At 58.4% G+C, this 16267-nt stretch carries 14 protein-coding genes and 2 riboswitches; of the genes, 6 read left to right on the forward strand and 8 right to left on the reverse strand.

The window, feature by feature from the left end; genetic code table 11:
- Window positions 1-181: 181 nt before the first annotated feature.
- The 3 genes from rplS (at window position 182) to FHW77_RS19590 (ending at window position 2472) form a co-directional block, all read left to right on the forward strand.
- Window positions 182-721 (forward strand): 50S ribosomal protein L19, encoded by a 540-nt coding sequence (gene rplS / locus FHW77_RS19580; RefSeq protein WP_003505101.1) that lies wholly within the window; start codon window positions 182-184, stop codon window positions 719-721.
- 123 nt (window positions 722-844) lie between these two features.
- Window positions 845-1642 carry a transporter substrate-binding domain-containing protein gene (locus tag FHW77_RS19585; RefSeq protein WP_004443949.1) on the forward strand — a complete coding sequence of 266 codons (798 nt, stop codon included), beginning with the start codon at window positions 845-847 and terminating at the stop codon, window positions 1640-1642.
- The gene (locus tag FHW77_RS19590) at window positions 1639-2472 is read left to right on the forward strand and encodes an amino acid ABC transporter permease (protein ID WP_004443951.1); all 834 of its coding nucleotides are present in this window, start codon (window positions 1639-1641) and stop codon (window positions 2470-2472) included. The genes FHW77_RS19585 and FHW77_RS19590 overlap by 4 nt, the downstream gene beginning before the upstream one ends.
- A gap of 47 nt (window positions 2473-2519) precedes the next feature.
- On the opposite strand, the gene FHW77_RS19595 is transcribed toward FHW77_RS19590, so the two are convergent.
- Complete coding sequence (locus tag FHW77_RS19595) at window positions 2520-3797, reverse strand: MFS transporter (protein WP_004443953.1); 1278 nt, start codon at window positions 3795-3797, stop codon at window positions 2520-2522.
- 413 nt (window positions 3798-4210) lie between these two features.
- Between FHW77_RS19595 and leuC the strand changes: the two genes are divergently transcribed.
- Window positions 4211-5620: a 3-isopropylmalate dehydratase large subunit gene (gene leuC / locus FHW77_RS19600; RefSeq protein ID WP_004443956.1), complete on the forward strand. Its 1410-nt coding sequence runs from the start codon at window positions 4211-4213 to the stop codon at window positions 5618-5620.
- A 51-nt stretch (window positions 5621-5671) separates the two neighbouring features.
- On the opposite strand, the gene FHW77_RS19605 is transcribed toward leuC, so the two are convergent.
- The 7 genes from FHW77_RS19605 to FHW77_RS19635 form a co-directional block, all read right to left on the reverse strand.
- Window positions 5672-7186, reverse strand: a complete 1515-nt coding sequence (locus tag FHW77_RS19605; RefSeq protein ID WP_034500057.1) for a M48 family metalloprotease — start codon at window positions 7184-7186, stop codon at window positions 5672-5674.
- Window positions 7187-7440: 254 nt separating this feature from the next.
- Window positions 7441-8157: a thiamine ABC transporter ATP-binding protein gene (locus FHW77_RS19610; protein ID WP_004443960.1), complete on the reverse strand. Its 717-nt coding sequence runs from the start codon at window positions 8155-8157 to the stop codon at window positions 7441-7443.
- On the reverse strand, window positions 8154-9794 hold the full coding sequence (gene thiP / locus FHW77_RS19615; protein WP_004443962.1) for a thiamine/thiamine pyrophosphate ABC transporter permease ThiP: 1641 nt from the start codon (window positions 9792-9794) through the stop codon (window positions 8154-8156). The genes FHW77_RS19610 and thiP overlap by 4 nt, the downstream gene beginning before the upstream one ends.
- 19 nt (window positions 9795-9813) lie before the next feature.
- Window positions 9814-10827 carry a thiamine ABC transporter substrate binding subunit gene (thiB, locus tag FHW77_RS19620; RefSeq protein WP_004443964.1) on the reverse strand — a complete coding sequence of 338 codons (1014 nt, stop codon included), beginning with the start codon at window positions 10825-10827 and terminating at the stop codon, window positions 9814-9816.
- Window positions 10828-10864: 37 nt separating this feature from the next.
- Window positions 10865-10975: riboswitch (TPP riboswitch) on the reverse strand.
- A 45-nt stretch (window positions 10976-11020) separates the two neighbouring features.
- Entirely contained in the window at window positions 11021-11413 is a 393-nt protein-coding gene (locus tag FHW77_RS19625; RefSeq protein WP_004443965.1) for a VOC family protein, read from the reverse strand.
- An 87-nt stretch (window positions 11414-11500) separates the two neighbouring features.
- The gene (locus tag FHW77_RS19630; protein WP_004443966.1) at window positions 11501-13327 is read right to left on the reverse strand and encodes an ABC-F family ATP-binding cassette domain-containing protein; all 1827 of its coding nucleotides are present in this window, start codon (window positions 13325-13327) and stop codon (window positions 11501-11503) included.
- Window positions 13328-13331: 4 nt separating this feature from the next.
- Window positions 13332-13985: a thiamine diphosphokinase gene (locus FHW77_RS19635; protein ID WP_004443967.1), complete on the reverse strand. Its 654-nt coding sequence runs from the start codon at window positions 13983-13985 to the stop codon at window positions 13332-13334.
- 89 nt (window positions 13986-14074) lie between these two features.
- A riboswitch (SAM riboswitch) is annotated at window positions 14075-14151 on the forward strand.
- A gap of 84 nt (window positions 14152-14235) precedes the next feature.
- Between FHW77_RS19635 and metA the strand changes: the two genes are divergently transcribed.
- Both metA and FHW77_RS19645 read left to right on the forward strand, forming a co-directional pair.
- Window positions 14236-15162 carry a homoserine O-acetyltransferase MetA gene (gene metA / locus FHW77_RS19640; protein WP_004443968.1) on the forward strand — a complete coding sequence of 309 codons (927 nt, stop codon included), beginning with the start codon at window positions 14236-14238 and terminating at the stop codon, window positions 15160-15162.
- A 76-nt stretch (window positions 15163-15238) separates the two neighbouring features.
- Window positions 15239-16258: an aldose epimerase family protein gene (locus FHW77_RS19645; protein WP_004443970.1), complete on the forward strand. Its 1020-nt coding sequence runs from the start codon at window positions 15239-15241 to the stop codon at window positions 16256-16258.
- The last annotated feature ends 9 nt before the right edge of the window (window positions 16259-16267 follow it).

The following is a 16267-nucleotide window of genomic DNA, read 5'->3' on the forward strand; positions in this document are numbered from 1 at the left end:
TCATGAAGGGATGACAAACGGTGCATCCTCGTGTATGTGCCCGCGTGGAATTGGGGTTTACCCCTTTAACCGCAAGCAAAGAATGGCGAACCCGCTCCTGCCGCAAGGCATGGCCTGAAGGCATCGACCGACAGGCAACCGTTGAGCGCTCTGGCTGTTTCAGAAGAAATCAGAGGTTAACATGACCAATATCATTCAGCAGCTGGAAGCCGAACAGGCTGCCAAGATCGAAGCAAAGCGCACCCTGCCTGAGTTTTCTCCGGGCGACACGCTGCGCGTCAACGTGCGCGTTACCGAAGGTAACCGTACCCGCGTTCAGGCTTATGAAGGCGTTTGCATCGCCCGTTCCGGCGGCGGCCTTTCCGAAAGCTTCACCGTTCGCAAGATCTCCTACGGCGAAGGCGTAGAGCGCGTATTCCCGATCTACTCGCCGCTGGTCGAAGGCGTTGAAATCGTTCGCCGCGGTAAGGTTCGTCGTGCGAAGCTCTACTATCTGCGCGACCGTCGCGGCAAGGCTGCACGTATCGTTGAAAACACCGGTACGCGCGCCCGTAAGCTGAACGAGTCCGAGCGCCAGGCAGCTGCCGAAGAAAAGGCACGTCTGGAAGCTGAAAAGGTAGCAGCAGCACAGGCTCTCGCCGCCGAAAAGGCAGCAGCCGAAGCTGCTGAAGCCAAGGCAGCAGAAGAAGCAGCAAAGGCTGCAGAAACCGCAGCAGAATAAGATTTCCAGTTTACTGGATTTACGGAAAAGGCGGTCTTGGGACCGCCTTTTTTGTTGCGCTCACATGTCTTGCTCTCGCTCCGGCAAGCGTGCAATTTGAGAAAAATCGCTCCGGAGCCTTTCATGATCGCCAGACGCCCGTTTCTCGCCGCCCTCGCCGTATTGGCCATGACGCCTGCACTCGCCGGCGCCGTCGATCTGCCGGATCTTGAGGGACGCACCGTCGTCGTGGTCACGGAAAATGCCTATCCGCCGCTGCAATTCGTCGACCCGAAAAGCGGAAAAGCCATCGGATGGGAATATGATGCGATGGAAGAGATCGCCAGACGGCTGAATTTCAAGGTCGAATATCAGAACATTTCCTGGGACGCGATGATCCAGTCAGTTTCTGCGGGGCAATACGACATCGGCATGACCGGAATCAGCATCAAGGACGACCGCAGGGAAAAAGTGGATTTCTCCGTCCCTTATATGCGTTCGGAAATGTTCATGCTGGTGCGGGCAGATGAAAACCGCTTTACCGACGCAAAGAGTTTCGCCGCCTTCGATAAAGGTCTCGTTGGCGCACAGGCCGGCACCACGCCCTTCTACACGGCCGTTTACGATGTTCTGGATGGCAACGAGCAAAATCCGCGCCTTCGTCTGATGGAAACCTTCGGCGCCAGCGTTCAGGCGTTGAAAACAGGCGATGTCGACCTCGTGCTCACCGATGGCGTTGCCGGCAAGGGTTATGTCGATGCGTCAAACGGCACGCTCAAACTGATCGGTGGTCCGCTTGGCGGCGATGACTTCGGTTTCATCTTCAAAAAAGGTTCCGATCTCGTTGCCCCTGTCAATGCCGCGATCGCGGCGCTGAAGGCGGACGGCACCTTCGCCGCACTCGATAAGAAGTGGTTCCTCGACTACAAGCTTGGCGAATGACGCTGCACGACGCCACAACAAAGCGGAACACGCAGAACAGCACGAGCGAGGATTTTCCCTGGTGGCTGCTCGCGATCCTCGTGATCGGCATTGCCCTTGCCGCGATGATCGCTGTCAATGGCATTTACACGCAGGTGTTCAGCACCGTGGCAAAAGGTGTCGGCATCACGGTTTCCGTCACGCTCACGGCCTTTATGCTGGCAACATTGCTCGGCCTTTGCATCGCCCTCGTCGGAATGGCTGATAATATCGTGGCACGGCAAGTGGCACGGTTTTACATCGAAGTGGTTCGCGGCATACCGATCATCGTTCTGCTTTTCTACATCGCTTTTGTGGGAACGCCAGGCCTGGTGGCGCTCTATAACGGGCTGACTGCTCCGCTTGTGTCACAGGGATGGGTGGAGCCTTTGCTTGTGCGGGACGTATCGTTGATCTGGCGGGCGATCATCGCACTGACCATCGGTTATGCGGCTTTCATTGCAGAGATTTTCCGCGCCGGCATACAGGCCGTTCCGGAGGGGCAGATCGAGGCAGCAAAGGCCCTCGGTTTCAGCCGCTATCAGCGCTTCAGGCTGATCACTCTGCCACAGGCGACCCGGACGATCTTTCCGCCGCTGTCGAACGATTTCGTGTCGATGGTGAAGGACAGCTCACTTGTTTCGGTGCTCGGCGTCACCGACATCACCCAAATGGGAAAAGTCTATGCCGCCGGTTCTTTCCGGTTTTTCGAGACCTATTCGATCGTCGCCTATATCTACCTGATCCTGACCATAGGCCTGTCACTGATATTGCGGCGGATTGATAAGGCAATGCGCTCGAAACAAGGATGAGGGAAAGGGGACAGCCGGAAGCAATCCGGCTATCCCTCTCTTTTGGTTCAGGCGGTTTGAGCCTGATTGCCCATCTTGCGGGTGGCGATGATGACTAGCACACCGGCAAGCGCGAGGCAGAAGGCAAGGAAGAACATCGGCGCAATGGTACTGCCGGTCTGATCCTTGATCCAGGGCACGACGTTTTGCGCCACGAAGCCACCGAGATTGCCGACCGAATTGATGGCGGCGATACCCGCAGCAGCGCCCGCTCCCTTGAGGAAGCGGCCGGGCAGGCTCCAGAACACCGGCTGGCCTGCAAAGATACCTGCAGCGGCGATGCAGAGGAAAGCGAACTGCAACACCGGGTCGCTCAGCAATGCCGACATCAGCAGGCAAAACGCGCCGATAAAGGCAGGACCAACGATATAGGGCGTCTTGTTCTTCGCCTTATCGGCCGCCAGAGGCACGACGAACAAGGCAACGGCAACGATCACCCAGGGGATGATGTTGATGAAACCGTTCGCGGTGTTGGAAACGCCAAAGCTCTTCACGATGGTTGGAAGCCAGTAGCTGAGACCATAGGCGGCCAGCGGAAATCCAACATAGCAGAGCGACATGAACAGAACCCGCGGATTGATCAGGGCTTTGAAGCCATCTTCCGCATGCTCTTCCATGCCCTTGTTCTCGTCGGCAAGCCGGTTCTTCAGCCAGTCCTTCTCGTCCTGCGACAGAAACTTGGCCTTTTCGGGCGTATCATCCAGATAGAAGAAGGTGGCTATGCCAGCGATCACAGCCGGAATACCAGTGGCAAGGAATACCCATTCCCACCCGGCATAACCGAGGAAACCGTCGAGATCGAGCAACATGCCGCCGAGCGGCGCGCCGATGGCATTGGCAAGCGCGCTGAAGATCATGAACAGACCGATCATGCGGCCGCGATAATCGCGCGGGAACCAGAGCGTCATCAGGAACAGCACACCCGGGAAGAAGCCCGCCTCGCAAAGCCCGAGCAGGAAGCGCAGGATGTAAAACATCGTAGCGTTCTGCGTATAGGCAAGCGCAATGGTGACGGCCCCCCAGGAAACCAGAATGCGGGCAAACCATTTGCTGGCGCCGAAGCGGTTGAGGAACAGGTTGCTCGGCACTTCGAAGATGAAGTAGCCGATGAAGAACAGCGACGCGCCAAGACCATAGGCGTATTCGCTGAGGCTCAACGCATCGACCATCTGCAGCTTGGCATAGCTGACATTCTGTCGGTCAATATAGGCGATGAGATAGAGAAGGCCAAGAAACGGCATGAGCCGCCAGGTGATCTTCGAGATAAGGGCCTTTTCGGATACCATATGCTTTCCTCCCTTCGATTTCTCGTCGAATGCAAATGATAAGGGAACCCATCTATATGTGCGCTGCAAAATAGGCAAGTTGCGTTGCATCATAACAACCGCAAAGCGTTGCTGGGCAGGCCGTCTCGCCGTGATGCAGTGCATAGTGTTGGCACGATCCTGTCCTTCAGCCTGTCTCCTGCGCATTCATGTTGCCGTAAAACCATCGATCTGCTATGAAAGTTGCCATGGGATCTAAATTCGGATGTCTCGCTCAGAATGTGTATGTGCTGCAGGACCACAAGCGTCTGCCGGCACGCTTCTTTGCGCGCGTTTCCGGGGCGCTCACCAGCCGACTTAGGCTCGCCTGACAGCACCGCTGTCCACCGCCTTACTGAACCCTATTATCCTTTTCCATGACAAGGCACAGAGCCATGAGCGCACCCCGCACTTTGTATGACAAGATCTGGGACGACCACGTCGTCAATCGCGACCCGGATGGAACCTGTCTTCTCTATATCGACCGTCACCTCGTTCATGAGGTGACGAGCCCCCAGGCCTTCGAAGGTCTGCGCATCGCCGGCCGTCCGGTGCATTCGCCGGCCCGCACGCTCGCTGTGGTCGATCATAACGTGCCGACCACCGCCGACCGGCTGGAAGGCATCAAGAACGAAGAAAGCCGCATTCAGGTGGAAGCGCTGGCGCAGAACGCCAGGGACTTCGGCGTTGAATATTATTCCGAACGCGACAAGCGCCAGGGCATCGTTCACATCGTCGGTCCCGAACAGGGTTTCACCCTGCCGGGTATGACGATCGTCTGCGGCGACAGCCACACCTCCACCCACGGCGCATTTGGCGCACTGGCGCATGGCATCGGCACCTCCGAAGTAGAGCATGTTCTGGCCACACAGACGCTGATCCAGAAGAAAGCCAAGAACATGCTGGTGCGTGTCGATGGCAAAATCCCCGAGGGCGTTACCGCCAAGGACATCATCCTTGCCATTATCGGCGAGATCGGCACCGCCGGCGGCACCGGCCATGTCATCGAATTTGCTGGTGAGGCGATCCGTTCGCTCTCCATGGAAGGTCGCATGACGGTCTGCAACATGACCATCGAGGGCGGCGCCCGCGCCGGCCTGATTGCGCCTGACGAAACGACCTTCGAATACATCAAGGACAAGCCGCGTGCGCCGAAGGGCGAAACGCTGGAACAGGCGATCGCCTACTGGAAGACTCTGAAATCCGACGAGGGCGCCCATTACGACAAGGTCGTCATCCTCGATGCGGCCAATCTTCCGCCTATCGTCTCCTGGGGCTCTTCTCCGGAAGATGTAACCTCTGTTCAAGGCATTGTTCCCAATCCAGATGATATCGATGAAGAAAACAAGCGCGCCTCCAAGTGGCGTGCGCTTGACTACATGGGCCTCAAGCCCGGCACGCGCATTACCGATATCGCCATTGACCGCGTCTTCATCGGCTCCTGCACCAATGGCCGCATCGAGGATTTGCGCGCGGCGGCGAAGATCGTTGACGGCCGTAAAGTCGCTCCCACCGTTTCGGCCATGATCGTGCCCGGCTCCGGTCTCGTGAAAGAACAGGCGGAAAAGGAAGGTCTGGACAGGATTTTCCTCGAAGCCGGTTTCGAATGGCGCGAGCCAGGCTGCTCCATGTGCCTTGCCATGAATGACGACCGCCTGAAACCCGGCGAACGCTGCGCGTCCACCTCGAACCGCAATTTCGAAGGCCGTCAGGGCTATAAGAGCCGTACCCACCTCGTCTCCCCCGCCATGGCGGCGGCGGCAGCCATTGCGGGTCATTTTGTTGACGTTCGTGAGTGGCAGTGATCGCCGGGTGAAGGCCTGAACATAAAACCCCGGGGCTATCCGGGGTTTTTGTTATTCAGAGATGATCTTTACCCTTTGCCCGGGCTGAATCGTGGCCGTGGCGCCCATCGCATTGATCATGCGGAACATGTCGAGCTTCCGCTCCGTTCCCATCATCCGCGCCGCCATCGTGGCCACGGTTTCACCCGGCTTCACCGTCACCACCCGCACTCTTAGCGGCTTCAGGGAGGCGATCTCCTGCGGCGTCATCTTGCGGAAGCTGGTGCGCAAGGTATTGGCGATGGAATCGAGTTGCGTATTGCCCTTCGGCACCGCGGTCAGGAACCGGAATATCTGCTGGCCGACGCGGATGACCGTGACGTCGAAATCCCATTTATCCGCGCTTGCCCGGGCTGTCGCGGCCTCCAGTCCGTTGATCTGCGTTTCCTTTACCGTTTCAGGCAGCAGGCCGGCGACCCAGCCGCTCGTCAGGTAATTGGCAAGGCTCGTCTGTTTCGGATCGGCGACGCCGTCGAAACGGATTGCGACCTCGCCCGGCCCTGTCGCCAGGACAGCCTCAACCTTGTTGTCGATCACGAACCCTTCCGGCACGTCGAAACGAATGCCGAGCGTTCCATGCAGGAATGTCTGGCCGCGGACATAACCTTCCTGCGGGCTATCGCCGTAAAGCAGCCCGTCTATACCATCGAGAAACCAGTCTCGGCCACGATCTCCGACCTGGCCTTCCTGGCCGAAGGCACGGGCATGCCGGCGCGCAAGCTCGATGCGCTGTGGTGTATTGGGGTGACTCGAAAGGAAGTCGAGGCTCTGGTCGTTTTCCGGATCGGCCGAAGAGAACCGCGCATAGGCCGCCATGGAATCAAGAAAGCGCGGCGATGCGTAAGGATCGTAACCCGCCTCGCCAAGCATGCGTACCCCGATCACATCCGCCTGCAACTCCTGCTGGCGCGAAAAAGCTGCAAGCCGCAGCTTGCCACGGGCAAGCGCCTGCTTGCCGGCGAGATCGCTGGACAGGACCTCTGCAACCACGCGGCTCGCAATCACTTCCGCTTCTTCGCGGCGCTGACGTTCGATCCCGTGGTTGGCGGTGACGTGACCCATTTCGTGCGACAGCACGGCCGCCACTTCCGAGGCGTCATTGGCGAGTGCCAGAAGCCCGCGTGTCACATAGAGATATCCCCCGGGCAACGCAAATGCGTTGATGGCGGGCGAATTGAGAATGGTGATGCGGTAGGATTGCTGCGGATTTTCGGAGACGGCCGTCAGCGCTCCGGCAATCCGGGCGACAAGCCGCTCCGTCTTGGCATCACGATATTCGCCGCCATAGCTTGCCACGATGCGTGGATGTTCGCGTGCGCCCATCTGCGCGCGCGGATCGTTCTTCTGAACCTCTTCCACCGTCTGCGGATTGTCCGAGGGACGCAATGTGGACTGGTAGGCCGGGCTGAAAAGAGATTGGCACGATGACAGCAACACGGCAGAAGCGGTCAGCGCGGACCACGCCGCAGCGAGCCGGCCGGAACGGCGAAGGCCTGAACCGGAGAAGAGCCTCCGCTGTGCAGTCATGCTATTTTTCATTCTCTATGCCTGCCCCTTAACGTTCCTGATCATCCGTTAATTGCAGACCAGAATAACAGATTCGCCCCAACGGGCGATGAATGCCGAGACGGTAAAATTGATCCATCAAATCCGGAATATTCCTGAAGAACGCAATAATTCTCATCTTTTCTCGGGCAACAACTTGAAACTGGCAAGTGCAAATTAGCGCCATTGAAGTCATCTAAAGCGATTGCCAGCGGCGCGCGTCGAAAATAAGGCGGTCACCCGTTCAGGAAACTGTCCACGGCCTTCACATTTTGTGTGGCAAAGAAATCCGCTGTCGCTCCGGCAAAAACGACACGGCCACGATCAAGAAAAACCACCCACCGCGCTAATCTTTTTATGTCTTCCGGGTGATGGCTCACAATAATCACCGCATTATTTGTTTCTTTATGCAAGTCAAGCAACAGAGAACTCATGCCCGCCCGTAGCCCTGGATCAAGTGCGGCGAAAGGTTCATCGAGCAGCATGACGGGCTTCTTCCTGACCAATGCGCGCGCAAGCGCCGCCCTCTGCCTTTCTCCTCCGGAGAGCGTGCCCGGCAAACGCTTGTCGAAACCCGAAAGACCAACGCGCGCAAGCGCAATATTTATCCTTTGCCGGTCTTCCGCGTGTAATCTGAGCGTGGGGCTTATACCAAGCGCGATATTTGTAAAAACGTCGAGATGGGCAAAAAGATTATTGTCCTGAAAGATCGAAGAGACAGGCCTTTCGGAAGGGTCGAGCGTCGTCACGTCCCGTCCGCCGATCATCACGCGGCCGGAATCCGGCAACTCGAAACCGGCAACGAGGTTAAGCAGTGTCGATTTTCCCGAACCGGATGCACCGACGACAGCGGTGACCTGCCCCTGCGGAAACGCACAGTCGAGGTCGAAATCCTGCATTCCAAGCCGCAGCCTGACCCTGTCAAGCTGCACTGCGAAATCGTCGCCCTTCATGTCATCGCCTCCGCCGCTTTTACCCGCTCCGGTTGCGAATGTCGCGACATGCCGGTTGCAGCAAGCACGAGGCAGACCACACCGAGAAGAAAGGCGTAACCGGCGGCATCGTTGGTCCGGTAGCTGCCCATATTGCTATAGACGAGCCACGGCAAGGTGACGAAATTCTCTGAACCGAACAGGGCAACCGCGCCGAGATCGCCAAGCGACAGGGCCATCGCGAAGGAAAATGCCATGGCCAGCGGCCGCCACAGGACGGGCAGATCGGCGAACCGCAGCCGCGGCAGACCCTGAAGCCCGAGGCTGGCGGAAAGTCGGCCGGTGCGGAGAAAATGACTGGTGACGGCCGGCTCCAGCACCCGCATGGCAAGCGGCAGGGCCATCAGCATGTTGATGAGCGCCACGAGAACCGGGGCATAAACAGCGACGTCACCGAAAGGCCGCAAGAGAAGGAACCATCCGCTTCCGAGCACCACGGGCGGAACCAGCAGAACCAGAGACGATCCCGCGCCGAGAACGCTGGACAAGAGGTGAAGAGGCCGCGCGGCCCGCCGTTTCGCGCTGACCGCCTGACGTGCGCGGATGATCGCCATGCTGACGATGATCACGAAAATTGCCGAGAACGCGGCAATCCCAAGACTTGTCGCCGCCGCGCGCAGAAAGACCGGTGCTGTGATGAGGCGCGGCAGGTCTGCCTGGACGCCCGAGAACACAATGGCGACCAGCGGCAGCCCGATCAAAAGCACCGCAGAAACGATGATTAGACCATCCCACAGGCGGGCCGCCGCCCGACCCGCATCGAAACGGCGCACAGGCCGGCCAAGTGAAGCGATTTCCGCTTCCGGCGACGGCAGGAAGGCCAGAAGGCCGAGCAGGGCCGCGGTGAGGACGATCTGCAGAACCGAGAGCGCGATCGCCCGCTGCGGATCGAAATCGAACCGCAGCGCCTGGTATATTGCGACCTCCAGGGTGGTCGCCGCCGGCCCGCCGCCCAAAAGGAGCACGAGCGTAAAACTGGTGGCGCAAAGCATGAAGATGAGGCCGGCGATACCCGGAACAAGCCGGGACACGGCCGGCCATTCGACAAAACGGAAAACCGAGATCGGCCCCATGCCGAGGCTCGCCGCCATGCGCCAATATTCGCCCGGAATACGCTCCAGCCCGGCCAGCAACAACCGGACGGAAAGCGGGAGATTGAAAAACACATGGGCAATGAGGATGCCGGAAAGACCATAAATGCTGAAAGGTTCTTCCGCGCCGGCGAAAACAAGAAGCGTATTCAGGACACCCTGCCTCCCCCAGATGGTAATGATACCGAAGGCGCCGACGATCACCGGCAGCCCCATCGGCACTGCCATCAACCGGATGATCCAGATCCTTCCCGGAAACTCCCGCTGCCTGGAGAGTGCCAAGGCCACGGGAAGACCAAGAATGATGGAAAGAAGGGTGGAGAGCGTCGCCTGATAAACCGTGAAGCGCAGAATACGCAATGTATAAGGGTCCAAAATGCCGGAAGCGGATGCACCCGCATCAAAGGACAGAAGCGCAAACACGGCGAGCGCCATGAACAGGAAAACGGCGGCAAAAGCCGCCGTCCCGAAAATGATTGACCGCCGGTAATCGCGACGCAGCATCATGCGTGGACGCGCCTCTTCTTCAATTCATGCTCATGGCCGTCAGCCATTCGTCTATCCATGCCTTGCGGTTTTTCGCGACCTCTTCCGGCTGCATCAGGAAAGTCTTCTGCGGCACGACGAGCCTGGAAAAGGCCTCCGGCAGGGGGGCGGAGGTTGCCGCAACCGGCATCATCCAGTTGTTTTCGGGAATGGTATCCTGAAAACCGGAGGTGAGGGTGAATGCGAGAAACTGCTTTGCGAGATCCTTGTGCGGCGCGTTTTTGAGAAGGCCTGACACTTCGATCTGGATATAATGTCCTTCGGAGAAAGCTGCGGCCTGATAACGATCGGACTTTTCGGCGACCATATGATAGGCGGGCGAAGTCGTGTAGGACAGCACCATCGGCACCTCCCCCTTGGTGAAGAGCCCGTAGGACTCCGACCAGCCCGGCGTAACGGTAAGGATCCGCTTCCTGAGCTTTGCCCAGGCTTCCGGCGCCTGGTCGCCATAAACCGATTTCACCCACAGAAGCAGCCCCAGTCCCGGCGTCGAGGTGCGCGGGTCCTGAATGGCTATCTTCTGGGCAGGGTCGCCTTCCACGAGTTCTTTGAGGCTCGTTGGTGGGCTTTTCAGCGTCTGGGTGTCATAGACGATAGCAAAATGGCCGTAATCATAGGGAACGAACACATCGTCCTCATAGCCGCCGGGTACCTTGGCCGCTGATGCATCAACGCCGCTGACATCGAAAAGGCCGGTCTGTTTCGCCTCCGCGACCAGATTTGTATCAAGTCCCACGACGACATCCGCCTTGGACCCCGCACCTTCTAATTTCAGCCGGTTGAGAAGCGCCACGCCGTCCGCCACGCCGACAAAATTGACGGTGCAAGCGCACACCTTCTCGAAAGCGTCCTTTATTTTGGGACCGGGACCCCATTCAGAAACGAAGCTCTCATAGGTGTAGACCGTCAGTTCCGGTTTTTCCTGCGCAACGGCGAACCCGGGCAGAAGCATGGAAACGGCAATGATGGAATTTACAAAAAGACGACGGCGCACGAATATCTCCTCAAAACGAGGAGGGAAATAGCCGCCTGCATGAAAGCCGTCTAATCCCTCCGCCGGTATGAACCGGATCAGGTTCTTCGGGTTGGCAAGCCTCTCAGCCTTTTGCGCCCAGGCGCGAAAGACACCCCGTTAGATCAAGATAATGGTGTAGTCCCGCAGACCCATCTTGGCAAGATGGCTGCCATCAACCCTGCGGCGCCATGTGCACAAGTTCCCAGACGTGGCCGTCGGGATCCTGAAAACTACCTGCATACATGAATCCGTGATCCTGAACGGGTTTCCAGCGGCTGCCGCCTGACGCGAGCGCGGCCTCGATCATACGGTCGATTTCCTCCCGGCTTCCGGCGGAAAGACAGGTCAGTACCTCGGTACTCCGCTTGGCGTCGGCGATGTCGCCGTTGATGAAATCACGAAAACGCTCTTCCTGAAGGAGCATGACGAAGATGTTTTCCTCGACAATCATGCAGAGCGTGCGGTCATCGGAATATTCCGGATTGAAGGTGAAACCCAGCGTCGTGAAGAAGGCTCTCGATGTCTCGATATTCTTGACGGGCAGGTTGACGAAGATCATGCGCATGGTGTTGAACTCCTCCGAACAGGGACAGCAAACGGCATTTCCGCCGTCCTGTCAAAGGCGGATGGCGGTGCGGCCGGAAAGATCGGCTCAGCCTTCCAGTTCCTCGCGCAGCATCTCCAGCTCCAGCCACTCCTCTTCCATGGCCTCAAGTTTTTCGCGCAGCTTTTCCATTTCCTGCGCCAGCTTGTTGAAGGCCGCCTGATCCTTGGCGAAGAGTTCCGGGTCGGCCATGCGCTGCTCGCGTTTTGCGATCTCTTCCTGCGCCTTCTCCATCTCCTTGGGGAGATTTTCGAGGGCGAATTTCTGCTTGAACGAAAGCTTGGCCTTGGCCTTTCCAGGCTCCTGCGAAGACGGGGCTGAAGGTGCGGCTTTCGCCTTTTCCTGTCTCTCAGCTTTTCGTTTCTCTTCCGCAGCTCCCTTGCGCTGCGCCATCATATCCGAATAGCCACCGGCATATTCGATCCAGCGTCCGTCCGGTTGATCGGGATTGGCCGGCGCGATGGTGGAGGTGACCGTACGGTCAAGAAAATCACGGTCGTGGCTGACAAGGATGACCGTGCCGGAAAACCCGGCAACGATCTCCTGCAACAGATCGAGCGTTTCGATATCGAGATCGTTTGTCGGTTCGTCGAGAATCAGAAGATTGGTCGGCCGGGCGAGAATACGCGCCAGAATGAGCCTTGCACGCTCGCCGCCGGAAAGGTTGCGGATGGGTGTGCGGGCCTGTTCCGGCTGGAACAGAAAGTCCTTCATATAACCCGTGACATGCTTCACCTCGCCATTGACGAGAAGATTGTCGCCCCGGCCGTCGGTCAAATAATGTGCGAGCGTATCGTTGGGATTGAGCTCCTCGCGCTTCTGGTCAAGCGTTGCGATCTCGAGATTGGTGCCGAGCTTCACCCAGCCGCTGTCTGGTTCAAGCTGGCCGGTGAGCATCTTCAGCAACGTTGTCTTGCCCGCGCCATTCGGTCCGACGAGACCGATGCAATCGCCGCGATGCACCCGCAATGAGAACGGCGCGACAATCATGCGCTCACCGTAAGCCTTGGTGATAGCCTCCGCCTCGATGACCAGCTTGCCGGACTCCCGGCCTTCCGTGACGGTCGCCTGCACCGTCCCCTGCGGCCCCTTGTGCCCACGATATTCCGCCCGCATGGCCTGAAGCTCACCGACACGGCGCATGTTGCGCTTGCGCCTTGCAGTCACGCCATACCGCATCCAGTGTTCTTCGCGCTCGATGGCCTTGCCGAGCTTGTGTTGTTCAAGCTCTTCCTCTTCAAGCACCTTGTCACGCCATTCCTCGAAATGGGCAAAACCACGATTGAGACGGCGGGACTGGCCGCGATCGAGCCAGACGGTCGAGGTCGAAACCCGTTCGAGAAAACGACGGTCGTGCGAAATCAGCACCAGCGCGCTGCGCGTCTGCTGGAGTTCGCTTTCAAGCCATTCGATTGTCGGCAGATCCAGATGGTTGGTGGGTTCGTCCAGCATCAGAATATCGGGCTCCGGCGCCATGACACGGGCAAGCGCGGCGCGGCGCGCTTCACCACCGGAAAGGTTTGCCGGATTTTCCTGACCCGTAAGCCCGAGATGCTCGAGAAGATAAGTAACCCGATAGGCATCGTCGCCAGGCCCGAGCCCCGCCTCGGCATAGGCCTGAACGGTATCGTAACCGGCAAAATCCGGAGCCTGTTCCAGATAACGGATGGTTGCAGCGGGATGACGGAAAACCTCGCCCGACTGGGCCTCGACAAGGCCCGCTGCGATCTTCATCAGCGTGGACTTGCCGGAACCGTTGCGTCCGACAAGGCAGATGCGGTCGCCCGGCTCCACCTGGAGATTGGCGCCGTCCAGCAGCGGGGTAACGCCGAAGGTCAGCTTGATGTCATCGAGTTTCAAAATAGGGGGTGCCAAGGCGTCAGGCTCCGGTCAGATCATAAGGGCGGGCAAGCAGGATGGCTTTTCCGCTTTTAAGCGAAAAATGCACAGGGCCGCCATTCGCGACATTGGAAATAGTGCGGGAGGAACCGAAAGCAAGCGCGAAATCCTCCAGCGGGTAACGCACATTGCCGATATCCAGCCCCTCCAGGGCTGTGAAGCCGGCCACCGAGAAAAGCGAGCCTGCGGGTAGAGAGACATCAAGCGAGCCCGGAAGCAGCGGCCGGGCCTCTTCCTCGCCGGAGGTGAGCGAAACATCGAGACCACGTTCGGCAAGCGCGACGGCGTAAAGGAGGTGCTGGAGGGCATGGTCGCTTCGTGCACCCCCGAGCGCGCCGACAAGCACCAGCGTACCGGCGCCGCGGGCGAGCGCCTCCGAGACCGCTATCTCACCATCGGTCACCGCCTTTGCTGCCGGGTAAGGCTGCCGTGTCACACCGGGCCAGGCATCCAGCAACTCTTTGGTGGCGGAATCGAAATCCCCGACCCACAACTCCGGTGTGAGGCCAAGCGGCCGTGCGTGGCGCATGCCGCCATCAGCCGCGATCACGCGGCTACCCGCGACCACGTCCCTGAGACGATCAGTAACCGTAACATCGCCGCCGAGCAGAATGGTGAAGTGCGCTTTATCCATGCCCTGCCTTATCGCACCTCGGCCGAAAATGGAAAGCCGAAAGCCTCCGAAAACCGTCCATATTGATTTTCGTCGGCTTCGGGATTATGAAACGCCTTAGTGGTGATTTGCCGACCGGCTTGCAGCCACTTTAAAGAAGTCGCTAAAGGGTCGAGGAAAAAGGCAATTTCCTGGGACCGGTCGCGATTTCCGCTGCCGGTTTTTTTGTTTTCGCAACGTTCTTTACGTGATCCGGAAAAGAGAGTTCGACATGCCGATCAAGATTCCCGATACGCTTCCCGCCTTTGAGACCCTCGTTCACGAGGGCGTGCGGGTCATGACCGAAACGGCGGCCATCCGGCAGGATATCCGCCCGCTCCAGATCGGGCTTCTCAACCTCATGCCGAACAAGATCAAGACGGAAATCCAGATGGCGCGCCTCGTTGGCGCCTCGCCGCTTCAGGTTGAGTTGTCGCTTGTGCGCATCGGCGGTCATCGCGCCAAGAACACGCCGGAAGAACATCTCCTCTCCTTCTACGAGACGTGGGAAGAGGTGCGTCACCGCAAGTTCGACGGTTTCATCATCACCGGTGCTCCCATTGAGCTGCTGGACTATGAGGACGTCACCTACTGGAATGAAATGCAAAAGATTTTCGAGTGGACGCGGACCAATGTCCATTCGACCCTCAACGTCTGCTGGGGCGCGATGGCCGCCATCTATCACTTCCACGGCGTGCCTAAATACGAGCTGAAGGAAAAGGCTTTCGGTGTTTACCGCCACCGCAATCTTTGCCCCTCGTCGATCTACCTCAATGGTTTTTCGGACGATTTCCAGGTTCCCGTGTCACGCTGGACGGAAGTGCGCCGCGCCGACATCGAAAAACATCCGGAACTCGAAATCCTCATGGAGTCGGAGGAAATGGGTGTATGTCTGGTACATGAGAAGGCAGGCAACCGTCTCTATATGTTCAATCATGTCGAATATGATTCGACATCGCTTTCGGACGAGTACTTCCGCGATGTTCACGCCGGCGTGCCGATCAAGCTGCCGCATGATTATTTTCCGCATAACGATCCCGAACTCGCGCCCCTTAACCGCTGGCGCAGTCATGCCCATCTGTTTTTCGGAAACTGGATCAACGAGATATACCAGACCACACCGTATGAACTCGAGGCCATCGGCCAGCTGGCGGCCTGAATTTGCGGGATTGCGAATTGCCGGGAAATGACGCAACGTCCGCCCGGCAATTCATGGCAACCGGGAGAATGATGTTATGAGCGACGGGGCAGCACGGGAGAATTTTGGTTTCACGGCAACGGGCGAAAAGGTCGAGCGTGTCACCATTTCGAAAGGTGGGCTTACAGCGAAGGTCATTACCTGGGGTGCCGTCATCCAGGATTTGCGCCTTGAGGGTCACCAGCCGCCGCTTGTTCTCGGCTTCGCCAAATTCGAGGATTATAAATATTCCTCCTATTTCGGCGCCACACCCGGCCGTAACGCCAACCGCATCGGCAATGGCAGATTTTCGATCGACGGTCACGAATACCAGCTGGAGCTGAATGAAAAGGGCGTAACCCACCTGCACGGCGGCAGCGACGGCATGGGCAAACGCAACTGGATGCTGATGGAACACGGCGAAAGCCACGCGGTTCTGCAGATCATCGACCCCGATGGCCGTGCCGGTTATCCCGGCAACTGCACGGTCACAGCCACCTACACGATCCGTGACGGCGGCGTGCTGTCGGTGGTCTATGAAACGGTGACCGACAAGCCGACCATCGCCAATGTGTGCCAGCATTCCTATTTCAATCTCGATGGCGCCGACACCGCACTTGGGCATGAGATCAGCATCGCGGCTGACTTTTACCTGCCCACCAACGACAAGCAGATACCGACCGGCGAAATCCGTTCCGTCGAAGGCACCGTCTTCGACCTTCGCCACCCGACGCCGATGCGGCGCAGCGAAAATGGTGAGCAGGTTCTCTACGACCATAATTTCTGCCTTTCGCCCGAGCGCCGCGCCAAGCGCAAGGTCGCCCGCGCTTATTCTCCAGCCTCCGATATAGCTCTAGAGGTTCACACCACCGAACCCGGTGTGCAGTTTTATTCGGCTTTCAAACTGGACGTTCCCGTTCCGGGCCTCGATAGCCGTCACTACGGTCCCTTTGCCGGTTTCTGCCTGGAAACACAGATCTGGCCGGATGCCATCAACCACCCTGATTTTCCGCATGCCATCCTACGGCCGGGCGAGACGCTGCGCCAGGAAACCGACTATATTTTCAAGAAGGGCTGAAGCGGCGCG

This window comes from Agrobacterium sp. RC10-4-1 (assembly GCF_014138475.1).
Lineage (GTDB): Bacteria > Pseudomonadota > Alphaproteobacteria > Rhizobiales > Rhizobiaceae > Agrobacterium > Agrobacterium pusense.